24 protein-coding genes are annotated in these 24230 nt (G+C 72.3%); 12 read left to right on the top strand and 12 right to left on the bottom strand.

Going from position 1 to position 24230, the window contains the following annotated elements; all coding sequences use genetic code 11:
• Position 1 precedes the first annotated feature (1 nt).
• Together codA and ACFYZL_RS36760 are read right to left on the bottom strand one after the other, a co-directional pair.
• Complete coding sequence (gene codA / locus ACFYZL_RS36765) at positions 2 to 1303, bottom strand: cytosine deaminase (RefSeq protein ID WP_384753185.1); 1302 nt, start codon at positions 1301 to 1303, stop codon at positions 2 to 4.
• Between the two features lie 23 nt (positions 1304 to 1326).
• Entirely contained in the window at positions 1327 to 1494 is a 168-nt protein-coding gene (locus ACFYZL_RS36760) for a hypothetical protein (protein WP_384753188.1), read from the bottom strand.
• Between the two features lie 87 nt (positions 1495 to 1581).
• On the opposite strand from ACFYZL_RS36760, the gene ACFYZL_RS36755 reads away from it, so the two are divergent.
• Both ACFYZL_RS36755 and ACFYZL_RS36750 read left to right on the top strand, forming a co-directional pair.
• Positions 1582 to 3387 (top strand): prolyl oligopeptidase family serine peptidase, encoded by a 1806-nt coding sequence (locus ACFYZL_RS36755; RefSeq protein WP_384753191.1) that lies wholly within the window; start codon positions 1582 to 1584, stop codon positions 3385 to 3387.
• A gap of 53 nt (positions 3388 to 3440) precedes the next feature.
• Positions 3441 to 4265, top strand: coding sequence for an SURF1 family protein (locus tag ACFYZL_RS36750; RefSeq protein ID WP_384753194.1), 825 nt, complete (start codon positions 3441 to 3443; stop codon positions 4263 to 4265).
• A gap of 82 nt (positions 4266 to 4347) precedes the next feature.
• Here the strand turns inward: ACFYZL_RS36750 and ACFYZL_RS36745 are convergent, their stop codons facing one another.
• The 7 genes from ACFYZL_RS36745 to ACFYZL_RS36715 all read right to left on the bottom strand — a co-directional run bounded on the left by ACFYZL_RS36745 (position 4348) and on the right by ACFYZL_RS36715 (position 10526).
• A complete protein-coding gene (locus ACFYZL_RS36745) occupies positions 4348 to 5427 on the bottom strand; it encodes a hypothetical protein (protein WP_384753197.1) in 1080 nt (359 codons plus the stop codon).
• A complete protein-coding gene (locus ACFYZL_RS36740) occupies positions 5424 to 6218 on the bottom strand; it encodes a SigE family RNA polymerase sigma factor (protein WP_388685192.1) in 795 nt (264 codons plus the stop codon). The genes ACFYZL_RS36745 and ACFYZL_RS36740 overlap by 4 nt, the downstream gene beginning before the upstream one ends.
• Positions 6219 to 6388: 170 nt before the next feature.
• Entirely contained in the window at positions 6389 to 7462 is a 1074-nt protein-coding gene (locus ACFYZL_RS36735; RefSeq protein ID WP_388685190.1) for an aspartate-semialdehyde dehydrogenase, read from the bottom strand.
• Positions 7459 to 8733: an aspartate kinase gene (locus ACFYZL_RS36730; RefSeq protein WP_384753205.1), complete on the bottom strand. Its 1275-nt coding sequence runs from the start codon at positions 8731 to 8733 to the stop codon at positions 7459 to 7461. Before ACFYZL_RS36730 ends, ACFYZL_RS36735 begins: the two co-directional genes overlap by 4 nt.
• 131 nt (positions 8734 to 8864) lie before the next feature.
• The gene (locus ACFYZL_RS36725; RefSeq protein ID WP_384753208.1) at positions 8865 to 9512 is read right to left on the bottom strand and encodes a DUF5063 domain-containing protein; all 648 of its coding nucleotides are present in this window, start codon (positions 9510 to 9512) and stop codon (positions 8865 to 8867) included.
• Positions 9505 to 10104 carry a recombination mediator RecR gene (recR, locus tag ACFYZL_RS36720; protein WP_376656601.1) on the bottom strand — a complete coding sequence of 200 codons (600 nt, stop codon included), beginning with the start codon at positions 10102 to 10104 and terminating at the stop codon, positions 9505 to 9507. The genes ACFYZL_RS36725 and recR overlap by 8 nt, the downstream gene beginning before the upstream one ends.
• A gap of 80 nt (positions 10105 to 10184) precedes the next feature.
• Positions 10185 to 10526 carry a YbaB/EbfC family nucleoid-associated protein gene (locus ACFYZL_RS36715; RefSeq protein ID WP_376656600.1) on the bottom strand — a complete coding sequence of 114 codons (342 nt, stop codon included), beginning with the start codon at positions 10524 to 10526 and terminating at the stop codon, positions 10185 to 10187.
• A 255-nt stretch (positions 10527 to 10781) separates the two neighbouring features.
• Between ACFYZL_RS36715 and ACFYZL_RS36710 the strand changes: the two genes are divergently transcribed.
• Positions 10782 to 11528, top strand: a complete 747-nt coding sequence (locus ACFYZL_RS36710; RefSeq protein ID WP_388685186.1) for an SLATT domain-containing protein — start codon at positions 10782 to 10784, stop codon at positions 11526 to 11528.
• A 259-nt stretch (positions 11529 to 11787) separates the two neighbouring features.
• Here the strand turns inward: ACFYZL_RS36710 and ACFYZL_RS36705 are convergent, their stop codons facing one another.
• From ACFYZL_RS36705 to ACFYZL_RS36695, 3 genes are all read right to left on the bottom strand, one after another.
• A complete protein-coding gene (locus tag ACFYZL_RS36705) occupies positions 11788 to 12438 on the bottom strand; it encodes a hypothetical protein (protein WP_384751632.1) in 651 nt (216 codons plus the stop codon).
• A gap of 188 nt (positions 12439 to 12626) precedes the next feature.
• On the bottom strand, positions 12627 to 13295 hold the full coding sequence (locus ACFYZL_RS36700; protein ID WP_384751629.1) for a GntR family transcriptional regulator: 669 nt from the start codon (positions 13293 to 13295) through the stop codon (positions 12627 to 12629).
• A 145-nt stretch (positions 13296 to 13440) separates the two neighbouring features.
• Positions 13441 to 14796 (bottom strand): aspartate aminotransferase family protein, encoded by a 1356-nt coding sequence (locus ACFYZL_RS36695; RefSeq protein ID WP_384751626.1) that lies wholly within the window; start codon positions 14794 to 14796, stop codon positions 13441 to 13443.
• A gap of 234 nt (positions 14797 to 15030) precedes the next feature.
• Between ACFYZL_RS36695 and ACFYZL_RS36690 the strand changes: the two genes are divergently transcribed.
• The 9 genes from ACFYZL_RS36690 (at position 15031) to ACFYZL_RS36650 (ending at position 24078) form a co-directional block, all read left to right on the top strand.
• Complete coding sequence (locus ACFYZL_RS36690) at positions 15031 to 15663, top strand: DJ-1/PfpI family protein (RefSeq protein WP_384751624.1); 633 nt, start codon at positions 15031 to 15033, stop codon at positions 15661 to 15663.
• Complete coding sequence (locus ACFYZL_RS36685; RefSeq protein WP_388685182.1) at positions 15656 to 16201, top strand: MarR family transcriptional regulator; 546 nt, start codon at positions 15656 to 15658, stop codon at positions 16199 to 16201. Before ACFYZL_RS36690 ends, ACFYZL_RS36685 begins: the two co-directional genes overlap by 8 nt.
• Before the next feature lie 430 nt (positions 16202 to 16631).
• Complete coding sequence (locus ACFYZL_RS36680; protein ID WP_384751619.1) at positions 16632 to 17459, top strand: alpha/beta hydrolase; 828 nt, start codon at positions 16632 to 16634, stop codon at positions 17457 to 17459.
• Positions 17452 to 18726, top strand: coding sequence for an acyltransferase (locus ACFYZL_RS36675; protein WP_388685179.1), 1275 nt, complete (start codon positions 17452 to 17454; stop codon positions 18724 to 18726). Before ACFYZL_RS36680 ends, ACFYZL_RS36675 begins: the two co-directional genes overlap by 8 nt.
• A 121-nt stretch (positions 18727 to 18847) precedes the next feature.
• On the top strand, positions 18848 to 20104 hold the full coding sequence (locus ACFYZL_RS36670; protein WP_388685176.1) for a histidine kinase: 1257 nt from the start codon (positions 18848 to 18850) through the stop codon (positions 20102 to 20104).
• The gene (locus tag ACFYZL_RS36665; protein ID WP_384751610.1) at positions 20101 to 20772 is read left to right on the top strand and encodes a response regulator; all 672 of its coding nucleotides are present in this window, start codon (positions 20101 to 20103) and stop codon (positions 20770 to 20772) included. Before ACFYZL_RS36670 ends, ACFYZL_RS36665 begins: the two co-directional genes overlap by 4 nt.
• Positions 20773 to 20860: 88 nt before the next feature.
• Entirely contained in the window at positions 20861 to 22210 is a 1350-nt protein-coding gene (locus tag ACFYZL_RS36660; RefSeq protein WP_388685173.1) for a sensor histidine kinase, read from the top strand.
• Positions 22207 to 22866 carry a response regulator gene (locus tag ACFYZL_RS36655; protein ID WP_384751605.1) on the top strand — a complete coding sequence of 220 codons (660 nt, stop codon included), beginning with the start codon at positions 22207 to 22209 and terminating at the stop codon, positions 22864 to 22866. The genes ACFYZL_RS36660 and ACFYZL_RS36655 overlap by 4 nt, the downstream gene beginning before the upstream one ends.
• Before the next feature lie 9 nt (positions 22867 to 22875).
• Positions 22876 to 24078: a cytochrome P450 gene (locus tag ACFYZL_RS36650; protein ID WP_384751602.1), complete on the top strand. Its 1203-nt coding sequence runs from the start codon at positions 22876 to 22878 to the stop codon at positions 24076 to 24078.
• The last annotated feature ends 152 nt before the right edge of the window (positions 24079 to 24230 follow it).

Here is a 24230-nt window from a genome sequence, read left to right as displayed (position 1 = left end):
GTCAGCGTAGGCGGCGGCCGAAGTCGACCTCCGACGGGGGCTCCCCCGGCCAGTTGAGGCGGGTGGGCGCGGGCGGGGTCTCGGCGAGGACGGTGCCGTGCGCGACCACGTACCGGGGGCGGACCTGGCGGCGCACCGCCTCCTCGGGGGAGGGGGCGGGCAACAGGACGAAGGAGGCGGGGGCTCCGGCGGTGATGCCGTATTCGGCCTCGGACAGACCCAGTACGCGGGCCGCACGGTCCGTCACCATCGAGAAGGCGACCGGGATTTCATCGGTTCCGGTGAGCTGGGCGGCGTACAGGCCGACGAGGGCGGTCTGGAGCGGGTTGGCGGTTCCGAGCGCGTTCCACGGGTCCATGACGTCGTCGTGGCCGAAGGCCACGTTGACCCCGGCCGCCAGCATCTCCTTGACCTGGGTGAGACCGCGGCGCTTGGGGTAGCCGTCGAAGCGTCCCTGCAGGCCCAGGTTGGCGAAGGGGTTGGAGACGAGGTTGATGCCGGAACGGGCCAGCAGGTGCTGGAGTTTGAAGCTGTACGCGCCGTTGTAGGAGCCCATGGCCGTGGTGTGGGAGGCGGTGGCGCGTTCGCGCAGGCCAGAGCGCAGGGCGAGGGTGGCCAGCACTTCCACGAACCGGGACTGCTCGTCGTCGATCTCGTCGCAGTGCGCGTCCACGCGCAGCCCGTGCTCCTCGGCGAGCGCGAAGGCCGTCCGCAGGGAGGCCACCCCGTCCTCGCGGGTGTCCTCGAAGTGCGGGATCGCGCCGACCACGTCCGCGCCGCGTGAGACCGCCTCGCGCAACAGGGTTTCGCCGTCCGGGAAGGAGACGATGCCCTCCTGCGGGAACGCCACGATCTGCAGGGTCATGACGTCACGGACCCGGTCGCGCACTTCGAGCAGCGCGTCGAGCGCGGTGAGCGAGGGATCGGTGATGTCGCAGTGGGTGCGTACGTGGAGCACGCCGTTGGCCGCCTGCCAGCGCAGCACCTCGGTGGCCCGCGCGATCACGTCCTCGCGGGTCAGGGTCTGCTTGCGCTCGCTCCAGCGGGCGATGCCCTCCCAGAGGGTGCCGGAGGCGTTGGGGCGGGGCTCGCCGGCCGTCAGGGCGGTGTCGAGGTGGATGTGCGGCTCGACGAAGGGCGCGGAGAGGAGGCAGCCGTGGGCCTCGACGAGGATGCCCGTGGCGGGCGGTTCCTTCTGGTCGTCGTACGGAACCACCCGCGCGATGCGGCCGTCCTCCCCGACCTCGACGTCGGACAGGCCATCTGTGTGCAGCAGCCGGGCGCCCCGGACGATCATCCGCATGGCGCCAGCCTAGGGATTCGGATTCAGCCCCGCCTGGCGTTGGCCTTCTGCTGCATGCCGCGCGTCTTCGCGGCGGAGGACTGGATGTCCCGGTTCGCGGACTTGGCGCGGGCCTCCGCCGCCGTGTTCTTCGCGATGGCCCGTTCGGAATCCTGGTGGCTGTGGTGCCCGGTGTGGGCCTTCTTCGCCATGATCGTTCCTCCTTGGGGTGCGAGTTCCACTGTGCGCCCGTATGGAGCAGTCGGCATCCCGGGGCCCGTGGCGGCCACAATGGGCGCATGACCAGCGACAGCGAGATCACCACCGAGATGCCCGACTGGGAGAAGCGTTTCCGGGCGCCGCGCGTCGGCCTGCCCGACTGGGCGGAGGACGCGCCGGACCGGTCGCTCTTCGTCTCCAACGCGACCGGCACCTTCGAGCTCTACGCCTGGGACCGCGCGACCGGCGCACAGCGTCAGGCCACCGACCGCCCGAACGGCACCACCGACGGCACCCTCTCCCCCGACGGCGAGTGGATCTGGTGGTTCTCCGACACGGACGGCGACGAGTTCGGCACCTGGGTCCGCCAGCCCTTCGCGGGCGGCCCCGACGAACCCGCCACCCCCGGGCTGGAGCCCTCCTACCCGGCCGGGCTGGCCATCGGACGGGACGGGACGGCGGTCGTCGGCCGCTCCACCGACGAGGACGGCTCGACCGTCCACGTGGTCCGCGCGGACGGCACCGGGCCCGTCGTGATCTACCGGCACCGCGAGTCGGCGGGCGTCGGCGACCTCTCCTACGACGGGACGCTCGTCGCCGTCGAGCACACCGAGCACGGGGACGCCATGCACTCCGCGCTGCGCGTGCTCACCCTCGACGGGACCACCGTCGCCGAACTGGACGACTCGCTGGGCGGGACCGAGGAGCTGGGCCTGGAGGTGCTCGGCTTCGCGCCGGTCGCGGGCGACACCCGGCTGCTCGTCGGCCACCAGCGGCGCGGCCGCTGGGAGCCGATGGTGTGGGACGTGGCGACCGGCACCGAGGAGGAGCTGGCGATCGACCTGCCGGGCGACGTGAGCGCCGAGTGGTACCCGGACGGCTCCGCGCTGCTGGTCGAGCACGGCTTCGAGGCGCGCAGCGAGCTGTGGCGCTACGACCTGGCCGCGCGGGAGCTCGTACGCGTGGACACGCCCGCGGGGACGGTCTCGGGTGCGACGGCGCGGCCCGACGGGACGGTGGAGTACCTGTGGTCCTCGGCCGCGGAGCCCTCGTCGGTGCGGTCCACTTCGGGCGGGGTCGTCCTGGATCCGCCGGGCTTCCGGCCTCCCGGCTCGGTGCCGGTGGAGGACGTGTGGGTCGAGGGTCCGGGCGGGCGGATCCACTCGCTCGTGCAGCGGCCCGTCGGCCACGGGGAGGGCCCCTTCCCGACGATCTTCGAGATCCACGGCGGTCCCACCTGGCACGACAGCGACGCCTTCGCGGCGACCCCGGCGGCCTGGCTGGACCACGGCTTCGCGGTGGTCCGGGTCAACTACCGGGGGTCGACGGGCTACGGCCGGGAGTGGACGGACGCCCTCAAGCACCGGGTCGGCCTGATCGAGCTGGAGGACATCGCGGCGGTCCGGGAGTGGGCCGTGTCCTCGGGCCTCGCGGACCCGGCGCGGCTGGTGCTGTCGGGCGGCTCCTGGGGCGGGTACCTGACGCTGCTGGGGCTGGGCACGCAGCCGGACGTCTGGGCGGTGGGCCTGGCCGCGGTGCCGGTCGCCGACTACGTGACGGCGTACCACGACGAGATGGAGGCGCTGAAGGCGCTGGACCGCACCCTCTTCGGGGGCACCCCGGAGGAGGTCCCGGACCGCTTCGAGGCCTCCTCGCCGCTGACGTACGTGGACTCGGTGAAGGCCCCCGTGCACATCGCGGCGGGCGTCAACGACCCGCGCTGCCCGATCCGGCAGATCGACAACTACGTCGACCGGCTGGCGGCGCGCGGGGCGGTCCACGAGGTGTACCGCTACGACGCGGGACACGGCTCGCTGGTGGTGGAGGAGCGGATCAAGCAGGTCCGGATGGACCTGGAATTCGCGCTGAAGCACCTGCCGCGCTAGACGGCCCAGGGGCCGCTCGGTGGTGATCGGTGCGCCCCCCGTACCGTGGTGGGGTGCACCGGTTTCTCCTGACCCCGCGTTGGTGGGGGATCAACGTCTTCGTCGCGCTCGCCGTCCCCTTCTGCCTGTTCATGGGGTCCTGGCAGCTCGGCCGCTTCGAGGACCGCGTCGACAGCCACCGGGAGGCGAGCGCCGAGCGGCCCGCCGACCGGGTGGCCGCGCCGCTGGATTCGCTGCTGCCGGTGGACACGAAGACCTCCGGACGCCTCGCGTCCGCTTCCGGGGAGTACGGGGAGCAGCTGCTGGTCCCCGAGCGGCTGCTCGGCGGTGAGTCCGGCTTCTACGTGCTGACCCTGCTGAAGACCGACTCCGGCAAGGCCGTCCCGGTGGTGCGGGGCTGGCTGCCGGGGGCGGCGGACCCGCGAAAGGCGCCGGCCGCGCCGACGGGCCGGGTCGAGGTGACCGGGGCGCTGCAGGCTTCGGAGAGCGCCGGCAGCAAGGGCGTGCACGCCGCGGGCGGGCTGCCGGCCGGGCAGCTGGGCGTGATCGGCGCCGCGTCGCTGGTCAACATCGTCCCGTACGAGCTGTACGACGCGTGGCTGACGGTGCAGACGCCGGTGGACGGCATGCTTCCGGTGCCGGCGCAGGCGCCGGTCAACACCGGGCTCGACCTGAAGGCCTTCCAGAACCTCGGCTACACCGGCGAGTGGTTCGTCTTCGTGGCCTTCGTGCTGTTCATGTGGGTGCGGCTGTACCGGCGCGAGGTGGAGACCCTGCGGGACGCCGAGGCGGGGCTGCTCCCGGCCGAACCCGCGGAGCCCCTGGCCTCGCCGGCCGGGGAAGAGCCGGCCGGAGCCGCGGCGGCCGACCGGGCCTGAGCCTGCGGCTCTGAGCCTGCGGCTCCGTTGCCGGGGCGTTGCCCCGGCCCCCGCTCCTCACATGCCGGAGGGCCTGCGCCCGTTACGGCTTGGTGCCGACCGGGATCGGGGCCGTGCGGTAGACCGTGCCGCCGCACGCCTGGGGAATGGTCGTCTGCGTCGTCGGGGAGCCGGGCTGCGGGGTGTGGGAGACCTCGACCCCGGTGGGGGCCGCCGGGGGCGTGGCGCCCGCCTGGTCCGGTCCGGGGGCGTCCGCGGCGCCGGGCGCCGCGACGGGGCCGGCCGGGGGCTTCGGGTCGGCGCCCGAGGTCGCCTCCGTGCAGGGCTCGCCGGACGGCACCCACGCGAAGCGGACCTCGTACGCCGTGTTCGGCGGCAGCGTCAGCACCGTCGCCTGGTTCGCCGGATCCGGCAGCAGTCCGCTCGCCGGGTCCCCCGCCGTGTGGCCGACGACGGGCACCGCCGCGCCCTTGCCCGTGGCGGAGCCGGCCGCCGTGACGGTGTCCGGGCCGGTGACGGCGCAGCCCTGCGCCGACACGTTGGTGACCTTGAAGCTGCCGTACACCTTGCCGTCGGGCTCCGGGGCGCGGGCCGAGCCCACCACGCCCAGCTGCGCGGCCCCGCATCCCGGCAGGCCCGGTGCGGCGACCGGGGGCAGCGGGCCCGGGCCCACGACCACGCCGCCCGAGCCGCCGGGTCCGGCCGAGCCGGCGCTGCCGGACGGGCCCACCGTCACTCCGCCCGCCGAGGCGCCCGCGGAGGCGCTGGGCTGCCCGGTGCTGCCGCCCGCGACGGGGCCGGCTCCGGTGGAGTGGGTGGACTTGGGGGCGGTTCCCGCGCCGTTCTGGTGCGGATCGGAGGGCTTGATGCCCGGCTTGGCGCCGGATGAGGCGTCGTGCCCCGCCATCGTCGAGTGGTCGGGGGCGGCGCCCTCGCCCGACGTCAGGTGCATGGCCACCGGGATCGCGGCCCCCGCAAGCAGCGCCACCGACGCCGCGCCGATGAGGACCTGACGCTTGAGGGCCCGGCGCGCGGGGACCGCGTACCGCAGTCGCTCCAGCGCGTCCCCGGAGGGCTCCAGGCCTTCGACGGCCCCGCGCAGCAGGCCCCGCAGCGCCTGCTCGTCGCTCGCGCCGCCCGGCACGGTGTGGTCGTCCATCATGACTGCGCAGCCTCCATCGCCACCCGCAGCGCGGCAATCCCCCGCGATCCGTACGCCTTCACCGAGCCGAGGGATATCCCCAGCGTCTCGGCGACCTGGGCTTCCGTCATGTCCGCGAAGTAGCGCAGTACCAGCACCTCGCGCTGGCGGCGCTGGAGTCCGCGCATCGCCCTGATCAGGTCGTCCCGTTCCAGCTGGTCGTAGGCGCCCTCTTCGGCGCTCGCCATGTCCGGCATCGGTTTCGACAGCAACTTGAGGCCGAGGATGCGCCGGCGCAGGGCGGACCGCGAGAGGTTCACGACGGTCTGGCGCAGGTACGCCAGCGTCTTGTCCCGGTCGCGGACGCGGTTGCGGGCCGAGTGCACGCGGATGAACGCCTCCTGGACGACGTCCTCGCAGGAGGCGGTGTCGTCGAGGAGCAGCGCGGCGAGGCCGAGCAGCGAGCGGTAGTGCGCCTGGTAGGTCTCGGTGAGGTGGTCGACGGTGGTGCCGGCCACCACTTCCTTCGCCTCGCCCGCCTCGCCCGCCTCGCCCGCCGCACCCGCCGCGCCCGTGCCGCTCCCGCTGCCGCCCGGGTCAGCGCTTTCGCGCGGTGCGGGCACGAGGCCGCTCGGGGTCGGGACGGCGGGCCGCACGGGTGTCTCCGGGGGCCCGACCGGCGGGACGGGCACGATCACGGGGACCCCACCGAGGGTCTTGCCGGACGGACCGGGTGCGCGCAGACCCCGGCGCGAGGGGATGATCCCGGTGCGCGCCGGAAGGACTGCCAGTTCGAGGAGTGCCTCTGCCACGCCTGTAGGACACCCGTCCCCCCGTCAGGGTTGTACGCGCGAGGCTGCCGGCCCGGCGAAATCCCAATTGCCCTCATGCGTACCCGCTCTTCCCGATTGCCCCGCCCTATCGAGACGGCAGTCGGGCCATCACCTTGATCAAGGGATCAGGTCCGATCCTACAAAGCGAATTACGCAAATTCACCTGTGATCAGTTCCGCGATCTGAGTGGCATTCAGAGCGGCACCCTTGCGGAGATTGTCGGCGCACACGAAGAACTCCAGCGAGTGCGGGTCGTCGAGCGAGGCCCGCACCCGCCCCACCCAGGCGGGATCCGTCCCGACGGCATCCGCCGGGGTCGGGAACTCCCCGGCCGCCGGATCGTCGACGAGCACCACGCCGGGTGCGGTGTCGAGGATCTCCCGGGCGTGCGGGGCGTCGACCACGTTCTCGAACCGGGCCCGTACCGTCAGCGAATTCCCGGTCAGTACGGGCACCTGCACGCAGGTCACCGCCACCGGGAGCCGGTCCAGCTGGAGGATCCGGCGGGTCTGCGCCCGTACGGCCAGCTCGTGCGAGGACCAGCCGTCCTCGCGCAGCTCACCGGACCACGGCACGACGTTGAGGGCGAGCGGCGCCGCGAAGGGGCCGGTGTCCTCGCCCACGGCGGCGCGCACGTCCCCGGGCTGCTCGCCCAGGGAGGTGCCCGCGACGAGCGACAGCTGGCGGCGCAGCGTCTCGGTGCCGGCCCGGCCCGCTGCGCTCGCGGCCTGGTACGTGGAGACGGCCAGCTCGGTGAGGCCGTACTCGGCGTGCAGCGCGCCGAGGGAGGCGATCATCGCGGCGGTCACGGTGTCCGGGGCGGCGACGATCCCGCGCGGGCGCATCCGTACGGCGTGGGCGTTGATCTCGGGCACCACCAGGGGCACCTCGGGATCTTCCCGGAAGGCGTCGGACTGGTCCACGACGACGGTGCCGCGCGCGGCGACCACGGGAGCCCAGCGGGCCGAGACGTCGGCCGGGGTCAGGAAGAGGGCGACGTCGCCCACGCCGAAGCCGTCGAAGGCGTCCTCGGTGAGGGCGAACACCTCTGTTTCCTCCGCGCGGACGGCCAGCATGCGGCCGGCCGAACGCGCGGAGGCGATCAGGCGGATCTCGCCCCAGACGTCCGCCCGCAGGGACAGCATCCGGAGCAGGACGGTGCCGACCGCTCCGGTCGCCCCGACCACGGCGAGCGCCGGGCCGGAGGACCGGGCGGGGGTCATCGTCCGGTGCCTCCGTAGACGACGGCCTCGTCGCTGTCGGAGTCGAGGCCGAAGGCCGTGTGCACGGCGCGGACGGCCTCGTTGACGTCGTCCTGGCGGGTCACGACCGAGATGCGGATCTCGGAGGTCGAGATCAGCTCGATGTTGACGCCCGCGTCCGACAGCGCCTGGAAGAAGGAGGCGGTGACGCCCGGGTTCGTCTTCATGCCCGCGCCGACCAGGGAGATCTTGCCGATCTGGTCGTCGTAGCGCAGCGAGTCGAAGCCGATCTGGCCCTTCGCCTTCTCCAGGGCGTCGATGGCCTTGTGGCCCTCGGCCTTGGGGAGCGTGAAGGAGATGTCGGTGAGGCCCGTCGAGGCCGCCGACACGTTCTGCACGATCATGTCGATGTTGATCTCGGCGTCCGCGATGGCGCGGAAGATCGCCGCGGCCTCGCCCGGCTTGTCCGGGACGCCGACGACCGTGATCTTGGCTTCGGAGACGTCGTGAGCGACTCCGGAGATGATGGCGTGCTCCACCTGCTCGTCCCCTTGAGGCTGTTCGTTGCTGACCCAGGTGCCGCGCAGTCCGGAGAAGGACGAGCGGACGTGGATCGGGATGTTGTATCGGCGTGCGTACTCGACACAGCGGTGGAGCAGCACCTTGGAACCGGAGGCGGCGAGCTCCAGCATGTCCTCGGAGGAGATCCAGTCGATCTTCTTGGCCTTCTTCACGACGCGGGGGTCCGCGGTGAAGACGCCGTCGACGTCGGTGTAGATCTCGCAGACCTCGGCGTCCAGCGCCGCGGCGAGCGCCACGGCGGTGGTGTCCGAGCCGCCGCGGCCCAGGGTGGTGATGTCCTTGGAGTCCGCGGACACGCCCTGGAAACCGGCGACGATGGCGATGTTGCCCTCGTCCAGCGCGGTGCGGATACGGCCCGGCGTGACATCGATGATGCGCGCTTTGTTGTGGACCGAGTCGGTGATGACGCCTGCCTGGCTACCGGTGAACGACTGGGCCTCGTGGCCCAGGTTTTTGATCGCCATGGCCAGCAGGGCCATGGAGATCCGCTCTCCGGCGGTCAGCAGCATGTCGAATTCGCGCCCGGCAGGCATCGGGGATACCTGCTCGGCGAGATCGATCAGCTCGTCCGTCGTGTCGCCCATCGCGGACACCACGACGACCACTTGGTGGCCGTCCTTCTTGGCATCCACGATCCGCTTGGCGACGCGCTTGATGCCCTCGGCATCGGCTACGGAGGAGCCTCCGTACTTCTGCACGACAAGGCCCACGTGCGCTCCTCGCTCAGTCCGTCTCATTGCTGGTGCAGTCTAACGAGCGACCGCGATCCGACCGCCTCGTACCACATCATGAGACGAACGGACCAAAGGATGAGTTCCCCGGGCCGCGGCACTGCTCGCGGTCACTTGCGGCCGAGACCGCCCAGCTCCTCGGCCATGACCTGCCCGGCCTGCTCCGCCAGGTCGTCCTCGGTCAGGTCCTCGTCCGTGTCGAGACCGTCCAGCGCGGCGAGCGGCTGGTTCAGGCGTACGTGCGCGATCAGCGACTGGAGGGCGCGCAGGGTGGCCGAGGCCGTCGGACCCCAGTTGGTGAAGTACGAGAACTGCCACCACCACAGCGCCTCGGTGACCCGGCCCTCCTGCAGGTGGATCAGGCCGTGCCGCAGGTCGGCGACCACGTCGGCCAGGTCGTCGGAGATCCGGTGCGCCACCGGGGCCTTGCGCGGCTCGTACGGGTCGAAGACCTCGGAGTAGACGTCGACCGGCTCCAGCATGATCGCGAAGCGCTCGCGCAACTCGTCCACGTCCGGCTCCGGGCCCAGGTCGGGCTCGTAGCGTTCCTCGGGCAGCACGTCCTGGTACGCGCCCAGCCGGCCGCCCGCCAGCAGCAGCTGGGAGACCTCCAGGAGGAGGAAGGGCACGGCGCTGTCCGGGTCCTCGCCCTTGGCCACCTCGGTGACCGCGACGATGAAGGACTCGATCTGGTCCGCGATCGAGGCCGCGAAGTCGTCCGGATCCTGTCCCAGGGCGTGCAGCGTTGCGTCAGACATCGAGAAGTCGCCTTCCTTCAAAGGCCCGCCCGAGCGTGACCTCGTCCGCGTACTCCAGATCTCCCCCGACGGGGAGCCCGCTGGCCAGGCGGGTGACCTTCAGGCCCATGGGCTTGATCATCCGGGCGAGGTAGGTGGCGGTCGCCTCGCCCTCCAGGTTCGGGTCGGTGGCCAGGATCAGCTCGGTCACCTCGCCGTCCGCCAGGCGCGCCAGCAGCTCGCGGATGCGCAGGTCGTCGGGGCCGACGCCCTCGATCGGGCTGATCGCGCCGCCGAGGACGTGGTACTTGCCCCGGAACTCGCGGGTCCGCTCGATCGCGACGACGTCCTTCGGCTCCTCGACGACACAGATGACCGTGGTGTCGCGGCGCGGATCGCGGCAGATGTTGCACCGCTCCTCCTGCGCCACGTTCCCGCACACCGCACAGAACCGGACCTTCTCCTTGACCTCCAGCAGCGCGTGCGCGAGGCGGCGGACGTCGGTGGGTTCGGCCTGCAGGATGTGGAAGGCGATCCGCTGCGCGCTCTTGGGCCCGACGCCGGGCAGCCTGCCCAGTTCGTCGATCAGGTCCTGGACCACGCCTTCGTACAACGGACTGCCTTCTTTCTCGGTCGGTGTGCTGGTCGGTACCGGGGCGGTACCGGGGCTGTACTGGTCGGTGCCGGTCGGTGCTAGAACGGGAGGCCGGGGATGCCGCCGCCGCCCAGACCCTGGGCGAGGGGGCCCAGCTTCTGCTGCTGCAGCGCCTGCGCATTCTCGTTGGCCGCCTGCACCGCCGCCACCACCAGGTCGGCAAGGGTTTCGGTGTCGTCCGGGTCCACGGCCTTCGGGTCGATCACCAGGGCGCGCAGCTCACCGGAACCGGTCACGGTCGCCTTGACGAGACCGCCGCCGGCCTGGCCCTCGACCTCCGCCTGCGCCAGCTCTTCCTGGGCCGCGGCGAGGTCCTGCTGCATCTTCTGGGCCTGCTGGAGCAGCTGCTGCATGTTGGGCTGGCCACCACCGGGAATCACGGGTAACTCACTCCATACCGTCGGGACGCTTGGTCAATCCGAGCCTACGTGCTCCCCGGGCGCCGCGCCCTACGCCGTGAGGACCAACTCTTTCGAGTGAGGGACGGGGCGCACGCGTACCTGATGGAGCCCTCCTTGTGGGCGGAAATCGCGGGATTCGGCGCCCACTGCGCGTCATTCGAAGGTAGGAAGAGCATGCGCACCATTGCGCACACGCGCACCACCACACGTCAGCGCAGGCAGAGGGAGTGCCGGGTGAGCCAGCCGGAGATGCAGCCCGAGGGGCCACCCCGGGATCCCCGCGAGGAAGGCGGCGGACCTATGGCGGCGGGCGATCTCACCGGTCGGCCCTTCCCCCTGGGGGACTGGGGCGAGCCCGCGGAGCGGCTGGACGAGCTCTACCGGCGGGTCGAGGCCGACGCGCTGCGCACCGCCGAGTGGTACCTGTCCGACCGGGCGTGGAAGCGGCGCGGCGCGCGGGTGATGCGCGTCGGCGCGGCCGCCGGCGCGATCACGGGCGCCGCGATGCCGCTGCTGGAGCTGACGGGCTCGGCGCCGGGCGCGTCCTCGTACGGCTTCCTGTCGCTGCTGCTGGGCGCGGCCTGCCTGGCCTGCGACCGGTTCTTCGGGCTGACCTCGGGGTGGATGCGGGACGTCGCCACCGCGCAGGCCGTGCAGCGGCGTCTGCAGACCCTCCAGTTCGACTGGGCCTCGGAGAACGTGCGCGAGGTGCTCGGACCGACGGAGGGCACGGCGAGCGAGGCCGCGGAGCGCTGCCTCACCGTCCTGCGGCGGTTCTCGGAGGACGTGACGGAGCTGGTGCGGTCGGAGACCGCGGAGTGGATGGTGGAGTTCAGCTCGGGCCCGGCACCGCTGGTGATGCAGTCGCTGGGCGCGGGCGGCTCCCGGCCGGACGCGTACATCCCCCCGGCCCGCTTCCCCCTGCCCCCGGGCACCCGCCCGAACATGCCCCGCCAACGCCCCCCGGAACAACCCCGCTGAACCCCCGCCCCCGGGGGTCCGGGGCGGAACCCCGACCCCTTCCAGCCCCGCCGGCGCTTGAGGCGACGGGCGCGCAGCGCCCGTACGGGGTCCGGTGCGGAGCCCCGGCATCCTCAGCCCCGCCGGCGTTTGAGGCGCGGGGTCCGGGGCGGAGCCCCGGGGAACGGAGGAAGGGCGGGGCGGGGACCGGCTCCGCGCAGCGGAACCCGCACCCACCCCGTCCCGCCCCCGGCAGGAACCGGCAGGGAACCGGCCACGCTCAGCTGAAGATGATCATCGACCCCTGCCCAAGGCTCCGCGTGGCCGCCGCATGCAACCCCAGCCACACGTGCCGCTCCCGCGCGAACGGACTGTCGTCGTGGGGAATCGGCCCCGCCGGCTCCTCCAACGACGTCGGCCGCCCCGGCGGCGCCGGTGCCGCCGGCGGATTCCCCGGGTCTATCCCGATCGCCGGAGCCACGAAGAGCAGCTCCCGCAGCAGCCCCTGCGCGGACCCCAGCGGCCCGCCCCCCGCCAACAGCTCCTCGTTGGCCAGCGGCACCGCGAAGTCCACGGGGACGTACGCCCCCGCGTGGTCGTAGTGCCAGACCAGGTGCGACTGCTGCGCCGTGGGCTCGAACATCTCCAGGAGCTGCTCGTAGTCCCCGCCCAGCTCGTCCACCGGGGTCACCGGCAGCCCGCAGATCTGCAGCAGGTACGCCCGCCGCAGGAAGTGCAGGGCGTCGTAGTCGAATCCGGCCACCGGGGCGACGTCTCCCGACAGCCCCGGCATGTACGCGAACACCGGCACGGACGGCAGTCCCGCCTCGCCCAGCGCCTTGTCGTACGAGGCGATCTCTTCCGCGAAGGGGTTGTCGGGGCTGTGGCACAGCACGTCGACAAGGGGGACCAGCCACAGGTCACAGGCCACGCGGGCTCCGATCAGTCGTTGTCGCCGATCGGGCCAGAGTAATGCGCCGAACACACTCCGCGAAGGGGTGCGGAAAACCTCGGCGAACCGAGGCCTCCGCGAGCCGCGCGCGAACCGGCCGACCGGGGACCGGCGGCGGAACGACTGCGGACCGGCGGCAGAACGACTGCGCAACGGCCGCGGCCCCGTCAGAGCCCGGCGACCCAGTCCAGCCCGTGCTGGTTGTACGCGTGCACGATGCGCCGCACCGCGTCGGCGTCCGCCAGTGTCACCGCGTCCACGAGGTCGGTGTGCCCGTCCCACAGCGCGTCCCGCAGCAGCCCGGGATCGCGCTGGAGGTGCGGCACGGCGAAGACCCAGCACTGCACCCGGATCCGGTGCAGGAAATCGGAGATGTAGGCGTTGCCGACCAACGCGCTCAGCTCCCGCCAGAAGCGCAGGTCGTAGCCGATCAACACTTCGAGTGAACCGCTGCGCGCCGCCTTCTGCGCCTCCTCGGCCCGGCGGCGCACCGACACCAGCTTCTCGCCGCAACCCGGCCCGGTGCCCCGCTCGGCGAGCTGGCGGAATATCCCGTCCACGACCAGCGAGCGGGCCTCGACCATTCCCCGGAAGTCGTCCACGGAAAAGACGCGCACGCGGAAGCCGCGGTGCTGGACCAGTTCGAGCAGCCCCTGCGCCGACAGGTCCACCAGCGCCTCGCGGACCGGGGTCGCGGAGACCCCGTACTGCTCGGCGATCTGTTTGACGGTGAACTCGGTCCCCGGCGGCAGACGTCCCGCGAGCACCTCGTCGCGCAGCGCGTCCGCGATCTGCTGGCGAAGTGTGTTGCGGGTGACAGCGCCGCTGCCTGGCATAAGGGTCCGTCTCCTGTAGTAGAACTCCGGACACCTTAGGCCAGACACCTCGGCCGAAACCGATCGGTGGGCGGTCGATATGCGGATCCACCGCCCACCTGCCGCCCGCTACGCGGACGTGACGGACACGAGCGACGTCGCCGGCCTAGACGGTGTGCCGGTCCGCGACCGTCAGCGCCTCGTCGAGGAGGGCCAGACCTTCCTTCGCCTCCGCCTCCGAGATGTTGCACGGCGGAACGACGTGGGTGCGGTTCATGTTGACGAACGGCCACAGACCGGAGGCCTTGCAGGCCGCGGCGAACTCGGCCATCGGCGCGTTGTCCGCCCCGGCCGCGTTGTACGGGACGAGCGGCTCGCGCGTCTCCTTGTCCCGTACGAGCTCCAGCGCCCAGAAGGTGCCGAGCCCTCGGACCTCACCGACGGACGGGTGCCGCTCGGCGATCTCGACGAGCGCGGGGCCGATCACGTTCTCACCGAGGTGGGCGGCGTGCTCGACGACGCCCTCCTCCTCCATCGTGTTGATGGTGGCGACGGCGGCGGCGCAGGCCAGCGGGTGGCCGGAGTACGTCAGTCCGCCCGGGTAGGGACGGGTGGCGAAGGTCTCGGCGATGGCGCCGGAGATGGCGACGCCGCCGAGCGGCACGTAGCCGCTGTTGACGCCCTTGGCGAAGGTGAGCAGGTCGGGGGTGATGTCCCAGTGCTCGGCGGCGAACCACTTGCCGGTGCGGCCGAAGCCGGCCATGACCTCGTCCAGGATGAAGACGATGCCGTGGCGGTCGCAGAGCTCGCGCACGCCCGCGAGGTAGCCGGGCGGCGGGGTCATGATGCCGGCGGTGCCGGGCACGCTCTCCAGGATGATCGCGGCGATGGTCCCGGGACCTTCGAAGGCGATGGTGTCGGCGAGGTGGGCGAGGGCGCGCTCGCACTCCTCGGCCTCGGTGGTGGCGTGGAAGGGCGAGCGGTAGAGGAACGGGCCCCAGAAGTGCACGACGCCGGCGGCGGCCGTGTCGGAGGGCCAGCGGCGCGGGTCGCCGGTGAGGTTGATCGCGGCGGCGGTGGCGCCGTGGTACGAGCGGTAGGTGGAGAGCACCTTGGCGCGCCCGGTGTGCAGGCGGGCCATGCGGACGGCGTTCTCGACGGCCTCGGCACCGCCGTTGGTGAAGAAGATCTTGTCGAGGTCGCCGGGGGTCCGCTCGGCGATGAGGCGTGCGGCCTCGGAACGGACGTCGACGGCGAAGCCGGGGGCCAGGGTGCACAGGCGGGCGGCCTGCTCCTGGATCGCGGCGACGACCTTGGGGTGCTGGTGGCCGATGTTGGTGTTGACCAGCTGGGAGGAGAAGTCGAGGAAGCGGTTGCCGTCGTAGTCCCAGAAGTACGACCCCTCGGCCCCGGCGACGGCGAGCGGGTCGATCAGGGCCTGGGCGGACCAGGAGTGGAAGACGTGCTTCCGGTCGGCGTCCTTGACTTCGGCAAGGGTGTGCGGGGCGGAGTGAGGGGTCATGTCGTCACGCTAGAAGTGTGCAGGTGGGGACCGATATCGGCGGACTGTATGGGGGTGGGGGGCGGGTCTCGGCAGTCTGTCGGTGCCGGGCCACCGAAGCGCGTCCATTGACAGCATCCTGTCGATACGACAGAATGCTGTCAGATCGACGTTCCAACCGTTTCCCACCGCTCTCGTACATCTCGCACCTCTCGTATCTCTCGCACCTCTCCCAACTCACCGGAGGCGAAGAACATGAACGGGACGACCGACCGCAAGCCGGTCCACCTCGCGGTCTACGACACGTACGCCGACTGGGAGACCGGCCACACCACGGCCCACCTGACCCAGCGCGGCCATCGGATCCGCACGGTCGGCGCGACCGCCGGGCAGCCGGTGACCACCATGGGCGGTGTGCGCGTGCTGCCCGACATGGCACTGTCCGAGCTGCGGCCGGAGGACTCGTCGCTGCTGATCCTCACCGGGGCCGAGCTGTGGGACGCGGGCGACGAGCTGGCGCCGTTCGCGGCGAAGGCCGCCGAGTTCCTGGCCGCCGGGGTCCCGGTCGCGGCGATCTGCGGGGCCACCGCCGGCCTCGCGCGAGCGGGCGTACTGGACGACCGGGCCCACACCAGTGCGGCCTCCTTCTACCTGGCGCCGCAGCCGGGGTACGAGGGCGCCGAGCGCTACGTCGAGGCCGACGCGGTCACGGACGGGGACCTGATCACGGCGGGACCGACGGAGCCGGTGGCGTTCGCCCGGGAGGTCTTCGCGCGCCTGGACGTGTACAAGCCGGACGTGCTCGACGCGTGGTACCGGCTGTTCCACGACTCGGACGAGAGCGCGTTCCCCGTGCTGATGGCGGCCGCGGAGTCGGGCGATGCCTGAGCCCGGGCCCGAGTTCGGGCCCGAGTCCGGGCCGGGGTCCGAACCGGAGTCCGGGCCGAGGTCCGGGCCGGACTCCGATACCGAGCCCGGATCCCTGCGGGCCCGTCAGGATCTGTTGAGCCGCACCGCACTCGGGGTGTTCCGGCTGAACGGCCAGTTCCTCTCCGTCTCGGAGGAACTGGCCCGCCCGGCCGGGCTGACCGCGGCCTGGTGGCAGGTCCTGGGCGCGGTGTTGCGCGAACCCCTCCCGGTGGCGGGCATCGCCCGCGAGATGGGCATCACCCGGCAAAGCGTCCAGCGCATCGCGGACCTGCTGGCCACGAAGGGCCTGGCGGAGTACGTCCCTAACCCGGCCCACCGCAGGGCGAAGCTGCTCCGCCCGACCGAAGAGGGGCGCGCTGCGATCGCCCGCATCGGGCCGGGCCACGCCTCCCTGGCCACCCGTCTGGAGGCCGAACTGGGCGAAGCCGCCTTCGCGGAAACGGCCCGGGTCCTGGAGCGCCTCTCGGCGGCCCTGGAGGCCGTGACCGCTCCCTGACCGCCTCCTCCTCCCCTCCGCCCACCTCCGGCGCCGTCGGCGTCCGAGGCGCGAAGTCGGGTGCGGGGCACCGGCTTTGGAGCTCTCAGGTATCCCTCGTCATACCTGAGAGCTACGCGCGAACACGGCTCCCCAGCGTGACGCCGACGACGGGCCCCGATTTCTAACTTCGGATCAAGAGAAGAGCGCCGAGGGCTCTTCCGGACCGAAGGAAGACATCATGGCGGCGCGGGGGACGGGCACGACAGGAACGACCGGCACAGCAAAAACGGCAGACACGGCAAACACGGCAGACACGGCACCGACGACAGGCACGGGGAACGGCGGCCGCGGCCGTGGGCGTCGCACCCTGCTGGCCACCCTCGTCGCCTCGGCCGTCATATTCCCCGTCTCCGCCGCCGCCTCCGTGGAGGTTCCCGCTCCCCCGCCCGTGACATTCGCCGAGGACGCCGCACCGCACATCCGGTACGCGGCCAACCGCGCCGGTCTCGCCGAAGCGGCCCGGATGGCCGAGGAAGCGGGCCGCACGGGCCGGGCCGGCAAGCTCCGAGCCATGGAGGCGGACGGCGATGCCCGCTTCCTCGCCTTCGACGGCCGCGGCAGGGGGCGGGCCGTCGAGGTGCTCGGGGATCTGGAGTCCGCCGACCGGATCGCCGTTCTGGTGCCCGGTTCCGATACGACCCTGGACACCTACCAGAGGTTCCGTGCCGGGGCTGTCGCCCTTCAGCAGCGCCTCCAGGCCGAGCATCCGCGCTCCGCCGTGGTGGCCTGGCTCGGGTACGACACCCCCGGCACGGTCAGCACGACCGTCCTGACGGCCGACCGGGCGGACGAGGCCGCATCCGAACTGGCCCCCTTCCTGAACCGGTTGACGGGCATGACCGCGCCCGACTCACGGCTCTCGCTGCTCTGCCATTCGTACGGATCCGTGGTCTGCGCCCGTACGCCGACCGGGCCCGCGGTCACCGACATCGCACTGTTCGGCAGCCCGGGCACGGGAGCCGCGTCCGCCGATGAGCTGCCGACGGGCGCCCGTGTCTGGGCCGGGCGCGGCGGCGCGGACTGGATCTCCGGCGTCCCGCACGTGCGGCTCGGCGGGATCGGCTTCGGCGCCGATCCCGTAGACCCGGCCTTCGGAGCCAGGGCGTTCGCCGCCGGTCCCGGCGGGCACAGCGACTACCTGAAGCCCGGCACCGAGTCCCTCGACAGCCTGGCCGCGATCGTCCTCGGTACCGCCCCGGAGGGCCGCCATGCGTAGGCTGCGCGCCCGCTGGGCCGTTCTGGCCGCCGGGATCGATGCGGGCACCCCCGCCGAGCGGGACCGGAGCGTGGATGCGCTGCGGGCCGTCGCGATCCTGGGCGTGGTCCTCGGGCACTGGCTCGTCACCGCGCTGACAGCCGCCGACGGCGGTCTGAGCACCACCAGTCCGCTGGCGCACATGCCCTGGCTGGCCCCAGTGTCCTGGGTGTTCCAGACCCTGGCCGTCTTCTTCCTGGTCGGCGGTCGGGTCGCCGCCGAGGGCCACGCCTCGGCGCGGGCCCGCGGGTGCTCGTACCGCACCTGGGTGGGGCAGCGACTGGGGAGGCTCTTCCGGCCGGTCGCGGCCGTGCTCGTGCTGTGGGCCGCGGTCACGGCCGGGATGCTGATCGGCGGTGTGGAACCGAGCACCGTGTGGACGCTGCTGAGGCTCGTGCTGTCGCCGCTGTGGTTCCTGCTGGTGTTCGCGGCGCTCACGGCGGCGACGCCGCTGGTGGCGCGGCTCAGCCCGGTGTGGCCGGCGGCGCTGGTCGCGGGGGTGGACGTGTGGCTGTTCGGGTTCGGGGGGCCCGAGTGGATCGGCTGGGTGAACGTGGGCGCCGGCTGGCTCGTCCCCTACACGCTCGGCGCGGCCTGGGCCTCCGGCTCGTTCGCCGGCCGCCGCTCACCGGCCCTGCTCCTGGGTGGGGGAGCCGTGGCCGCTGCCGCACTGGTCCTCTGGGGCGGGTACCCGGCGTCCATGGTCGGTGTCCCCGGGGCCGCGGTGTCGAATCTGAACCCGCCGACGCTCGCGGCGGTCGCCTTCGGCCTGGCCCAGTGCGGGCTGGCGCTGCTCGTGCGCGAGCCGTTGGCCCGGGCCATGCGACGGCCCGCCGCCTGGGCGAAGGTGGCCCTGGTGAACCTGTCCGCGATGACGGTCTTCCTGTGGCACCAGACGGCCATGATGGCCGTCACCTCCCTCGGGCTGCTCGTGTCCGCCGATCTGCCCGGGCTGCACACGGTGCCCGGGTCCCCCGGTTGGATAGCGGCCCGCCTGCTGTGGCTGCCCGCGTTCGCCGCGGCCCTGACGCTCTGCTGGGCCGCGTTCCGGGCCTACGAACAGGGCGCGCGTCCCCGGCGGCGCCCGGCCCGTGCGGTCGCGGCCTCCGGCCCCGCTCGGGCGGCCGGCCCCGCCGTGCCCGCACAGGCGGGCCCGGCCACCCGCCCCGCGCGTGGGCACCGGGCCCCGCTCGCTCACGCCCCCGGCAAGGGAGCCGTCCATGTCTAGGCTGGCCCGTGTGATCAGACAGCCCTCGCCCCCGAGCGACCGTTCGCGTCCCGGCAGTGCCCCGCAGCGCTCCGACGACGTTGCGCAAAAGGGCGGTTGGGCGCGCTTGTCGACGGTGGCGATGGAGCTGTCCAGCATGCACCGGGATCCGCTTCCCCCGCTGTCCCGGCCTCGTTGGCTGGCCCGGCTGCCCCATGTGGTGGTCGTCTACCTGGCGGTGTTCTTCGCTTTCCTCACCACGGAGCAGCTTCAGGACCACTATCACGTCAAGGGCGGTCCGCCGCTGGTGCTCGCGATCGCGACGGGCGTCTCCATAGGCCTCGCCATGTTCCGCCCGATCGCCGCGTGGTGGCTCGGTCTGCTCTCCGCCGGCCTCATCGCCTGGTTGATCCACGGCCAGGTCGGACCGGGGCAGAGCTGGCCCTGGATGCCGGGCGGGATCTTCGCGTTCGCCCCGGTGCTGCTGCTGGTCGCCCTCAGGGTTCCGGCCCGGGTGACCGTTTGGGTCACCGGTGTCTCGCTGGCCCTCACCGGCCTCGCCGAGCTGGCCTTCAGGCCGGAGCGCAGCGCGAGCACGATCCCGAGCATCGCTCTTCTCTTCGGCTTCGTCGCACTCCTCGGCTACGCACTGCGCGCCCTGCGCCTGGCCCGTGGCGAGCTGGTCGAGCAGGAGACCCTCACCGAGGAGGAGCGGGCCCGGCGCACCCTGCTGGAGGAGCGCAGTCGGATCGCGCGCGAGCTGCACGACGTCGTCGCGCACCACATGTCCGTCATCTCGATCCAGGCACAGGTCGCCCCTCACCTCGTGGAGAACCCGTCCGAGGAGCTCAAGGAGAACCTGGCGGGCATACGGGAGAACGCGCTGGAGGCCCTGACGGAGCTGCGCCGGGTGCTGGGCGTGCTGCGCTCCGAGCATCCGGACGATCCGGCGAACCCGCATCATCCGCAGCCGACCCTGGCCGAGCTGGACGGCCTCGTGGACAACGTGCGGGGAGCCGGGCTCGACGTGACCGTCGAAGTGGCGGGGGTGCGACGGGCGTTGACTCCGGGCGTGGAACTGACCGCGTACCGCATCGTCCAGGAGGCGCTGAGCAACTGCCTGCGCCACGCGCCCGGTTCGCGGGTGGAGGTCGGTGTCGCGTACGGGCCGCGCGAGCTGCACCTGTGCGTCGCCAACTCCGCTCCGACCCGGCCGGTCCCGCCCTCGCACGGTGCGGGGCACGGGCTGCTGGGGATGCGGGAGCGCGCGGGCATGCTGGGGGGCGAACTGGCCGCCGGTCCGTGCCCCGACGGCGGGTACGAGGTGTCCGCCGTACTCCCGATGGATGCGCCGGCCCTGCCCGGCGGTTCCTCCCCCGAACCGAAGAGGAAATCATGACCACCCCGATCAAGGTGATGATCGCCGACGACCAGATGATGGTCCGGCAGGGCTTCACCGTGCTCCTCAATGCCGAGCCGGACATCGAGGTGGTCGGCCAGGCCGTGGACGGGGCCGATGCCGTGGCGAAGGTCGCCGAACTGGCCCCGGACGTCGTCCTCATGGACATCCGCATGCCGGGGATGGGCGGCATCGAGGCCACGTCCGTCATCACCGGCGTCGCGGGCGCCGAGGTGAAGGTGCTCGTGCTGACCACCTTCGATCTCGACGAGTACGTGTACGAGGCGCTGCGGGCCGGGGCCTCCGGCTTCCTGCTCAAGGACGCGTCGGCGGACCAGCTCGCGGAGGCGGTGCGGGTGGTCGCGGCCGGGGAGGCGCTGCTGTCGCCGAACATCACGAAGCGGCTGATCACCGAGTTCTCCCGGCTGGGGGCGCCCCGCGCGCCGTCGCGGGCGCGGATCGACGAACTGACCGGCCGGGAGACCGAGGTGCTGTCGCTCGTCGCCCAGGGCCTGTCCAATGCGGAGATCGCGGCGCACCTGACCGTGGCGGAGCAGACGGTGAAGACCCACGTGGGCCGGATCCTGGTGAAGCTGGGCCTGCGGGACCGCACCCAGGCGGCGGTGTTCGCCTACGAGACGGGTCTGGTCCGTCCCACGGGTTACTGATCTGCCCCGGGTAGTACTTGAGAGGGACGCCGGGAAATCCCCATCTGCGGCGACGCGGGCTACGGGATCGCGGACCTACGGTTCTGTCATGACCGATACGACCACCGGGGGGACAGCCCGGACACCTGAGCTCCGACTGGCATCGGGGGTGATCGAGACCCTGCGCCAGGACCTCGTCACCGATGCCTTCGCCTACCGGCCGCTGCCGCTCCAGGAGGCGCCCGGGCGGTTCGTGCGGCGCCTTCCCCGGGCGATACGCGAGTACTTCCCCTGGACGCGGTACGCGATGGTGGGGGCGCTGGCGCTCTTCGTCATCGTGTTCACGGCGGGCTCGCAGTCGAGCTACCTGGGAGACGCCGGCGAGCTGCTCATGGGGATGATGGCCGCGGCCCCGGTCCTCATGACACTGGTGCGGCCGGTGGCCGCGTGGTGGGCGGCCGTCGCGCTGACGCTGGTGTTCGCCGCGGTCGGCGGCGACCAGAGCTGGCCGTGGACCCCCGGCAGCTTCCTCGCGTACGTCGCCGTGTTGGTCCTCGTCACCCTGCGGACCGGGCCCCGGGTGGCGGCCTGGATGTGGACGCTGACCCTCGCGCTGGGCTTCGCCGTCTCGCTGGTGTTCAGGAACGGGTACGGACTCGGGACGAATCTGCCCGAGATGGCGGTGACTTCGGCCTTCGCCCTGGTGATCGCGAGCAGCATCCAGATACGCCGGCACGCGAAGGCGGAGGTGAGCGCGCAGCAGGAGGTCACGGCCGTCGAGCGGGACAAGCGGACGCTGCTGGAGGAGCGGACGACGATCGCGCGGGAGCTGCACGACGTGGTGGCCCACCACATGTCGGTGGTGGCGATCCAGGCCGAGGCCGCGCCGTACCGGGTGAAGAACCCGCCGCCGGAGCTGGAGGCGGCGTTCGTCACCATCCGGGAGAACGCGGTGGCGGCCCTGACCGAGCTGCGGCGGGTGCTGGGTGTGGTGCGCTCCGCGGACTACGAGGCGCCGGACGCCCCGCAGCCGACGCTGGCCTCGCTGGACGGGCTGCTGGCCAATGTGCGGGAGGCCGGGCTGAGCGTGGACAAGACGGTGACGGGCGCGGTGCGCGAGCTGCCGCCGGGAGTGGAGCTGTCTGCGTACCGGATCATCCAGGAGGCCTTGAGCAACACGTTGCGGCACGCGCCGGGCGCGGTCGCCGGGGTGGAGGTCAGCTACGTACTGGGCGGGCTGGGGATACGGATCGTCAACGACGCGCCGACCGGGGACGTACGGCCCTCGCCCGGCGCGGGGCACGGGATCACCGGGATGCGGGAGCGGGTGGCCATGCTGGAGGGGGAGATGACGGTCGGTCCGACGGCCGGCGGGGGGTACGAGGTGGCGGTGTTCATACCCGTGCCCAGTCGGCCGGCCGCGGCCCCGGCGGCGGCGCCCGAAGAGGGTTCGGCATGACGATCAGGGTGCTGATCGTCGACGACCAGATGATGGTGCGCGAGGGGTTCTCCGTCCTGCTCAATGCCATGGAGGGCATCGAGGTGGTCGGTGAGGCGGTCGACGGCCGGGCCGCCGTCGCGCAGGTGGCGGCGCTGCGGCCGGACGTGGTCCTGATGGACATCCGGATGCCGGAGATGAACGGGTTGGAGGCGACGCGGGAGATCGTGGCGGCCGACACCGACGCGAAGGTGCTGGTCCTGACGACCTTCGACCTCGACGAGTACGTGTACCAGGCGCTCAGGGCCGGGGCCTCCGGGTTCCTGCTGAAGGACGCGTCGGCCCGTCAGCTGGCGGACGGGGTGCGGGTCGTGGCCGCCGGGGAGGCCTTGCTGGCGCCCTCGGTGACCAAGCGGCTGATATCGGAGTTCTCGAAGCTCTCGGAGGCGCGCAGGTTCACCGATCCGGCAGGGATCGGGGAGTTGACGGAGCGGGAGACGGAGGTGCTGGTGCTGATCGCGCAGGGACTGTCCAACGCGGAGATCGCGGACCGGCTCGTGGTCGCCGAATCGACGATCAAGACGCATGTGAGCCGGATCCTGGTGAAGCTGGGCCTGCGGGACCGCACCCAGGCGGCGGTGTTCGCCTACGAGACCCGGCTGGTCACCCCGTCGTAGGGTGCGGGGATGGGCTTTGATCCGTGGGACGCGGAGTTCGTCGCCGATCCTTATCCGGCGTACCGGGAGTTGCGGGAGCAGGGGCGGGCCCTGTGGTGGGAGGCCACGGGGCAGTGGCTGGTGCCGCACTACGACGACGTGAGTGCGCTGCTGCGGGACCGGCGGCTGGGGCGGACCTATCTGCACCGGTTCTCGCACGAGGAGTTCGGGCGTGTGGCCCCGCCGGCGGAACACGAGCCCTTCCACGTGCTCAACGGGAACGGCCTGCTGGACCTGGAGGATCCCGCGCACGCGCGGGTGCGCAGGCTCGTGGCGAAGGCCTTCACCCCCCGCACGGTGGAACGGCTCGTACCCGCCGTGCGGAGCCTCGCCGAGGGGCTGGTGGGGCGGCTGCTCGCGGACGGGGGCGGGGACCTGCTCACCGTCGTCGCCGAGCCGCTGCCGGTGGCCGTGATCGCGGAGCTGCTGGGGGTTCCGGAGGCGGACCGGGGGCTGCTGCGGCCCTGGTCGGCGGAGATCTGCGGGATGTTCGAGCTCCGGCCCGACGAGGAGACGGCGCGGCGGGCGGTGCGGGCGAGCGTGGAGTTCAGCTCCTACCTGCGGGGGCTGATCGCCGAACGGCGGGCGCGCCCGGGGGAGGATTTGATCTCCGGACTGATCGCCGCCCACGATGAGGAGGGCCGGCTCAGCGAGCAGGAGATGATCTCCACCTGCGTGCTCCTGCTGAACGCCGGCCACGAGGCGACGGTCAACACGACCGTCAACGGGTGGTGGGCGCTGTTCCGCAATCCGGCCCGGTTGGCGGACCTCAGGCGCAATCCCGAAAAGTTGTCCACAGCTGTGGACGAACTCATGCGCTACGACACGCCGCTGCAGATGTTCGAACGCTGGGTGCTCGACGAGATCCGGATCGGGGACACGGTCATCCCCCGCGGGGCCGAGGTCGCGCTGCTCTTCGGCTCCGCGAACCGGGATCCCGCACGGTTCGCCGACCCCGACGTGCTGGACCTGGCGCGGACCGACAATCCGCACCTGAGTTTCGGGGCCGGTATCCACTACTGCCTGGGGGCGCCGCTCGCGCGCCGGGAGCTGGAGGCCTCCTTCGGGGCGCTGTTGGCGGACGGGGTCCCGCCGCTGCGGCTCGTCGAGGAGCCGCGGTGGCGGGACGGGTACGTCATCCGGGGCCTGGAGCGGTTGCTGGTCGAGTTCTGAGGGGCGGGCGCCAGTGCCGTGCCGGGCAGCGCGACCCGGTGATCGTTTCCGGTCGCGGCACTAGTAGGACTCCGTTAGGTCTTCGGTTCGGGCTTTTCGTGGGCGGGCATGTTGGATGTGTGGATGCACGCGAAGTGGACCGCGTACGAGCT

The sequence above is a fragment of the Streptomyces sp. NPDC001717 genome (assembly GCF_042892775.1).
Lineage (GTDB): Bacteria > Actinomycetota > Actinomycetes > Streptomycetales > Streptomycetaceae > Streptomyces.
The sequence above is the reverse complement of the archived record's forward strand: the minus strand, read 5'-3'. Positions and strand labels throughout refer to the sequence as shown.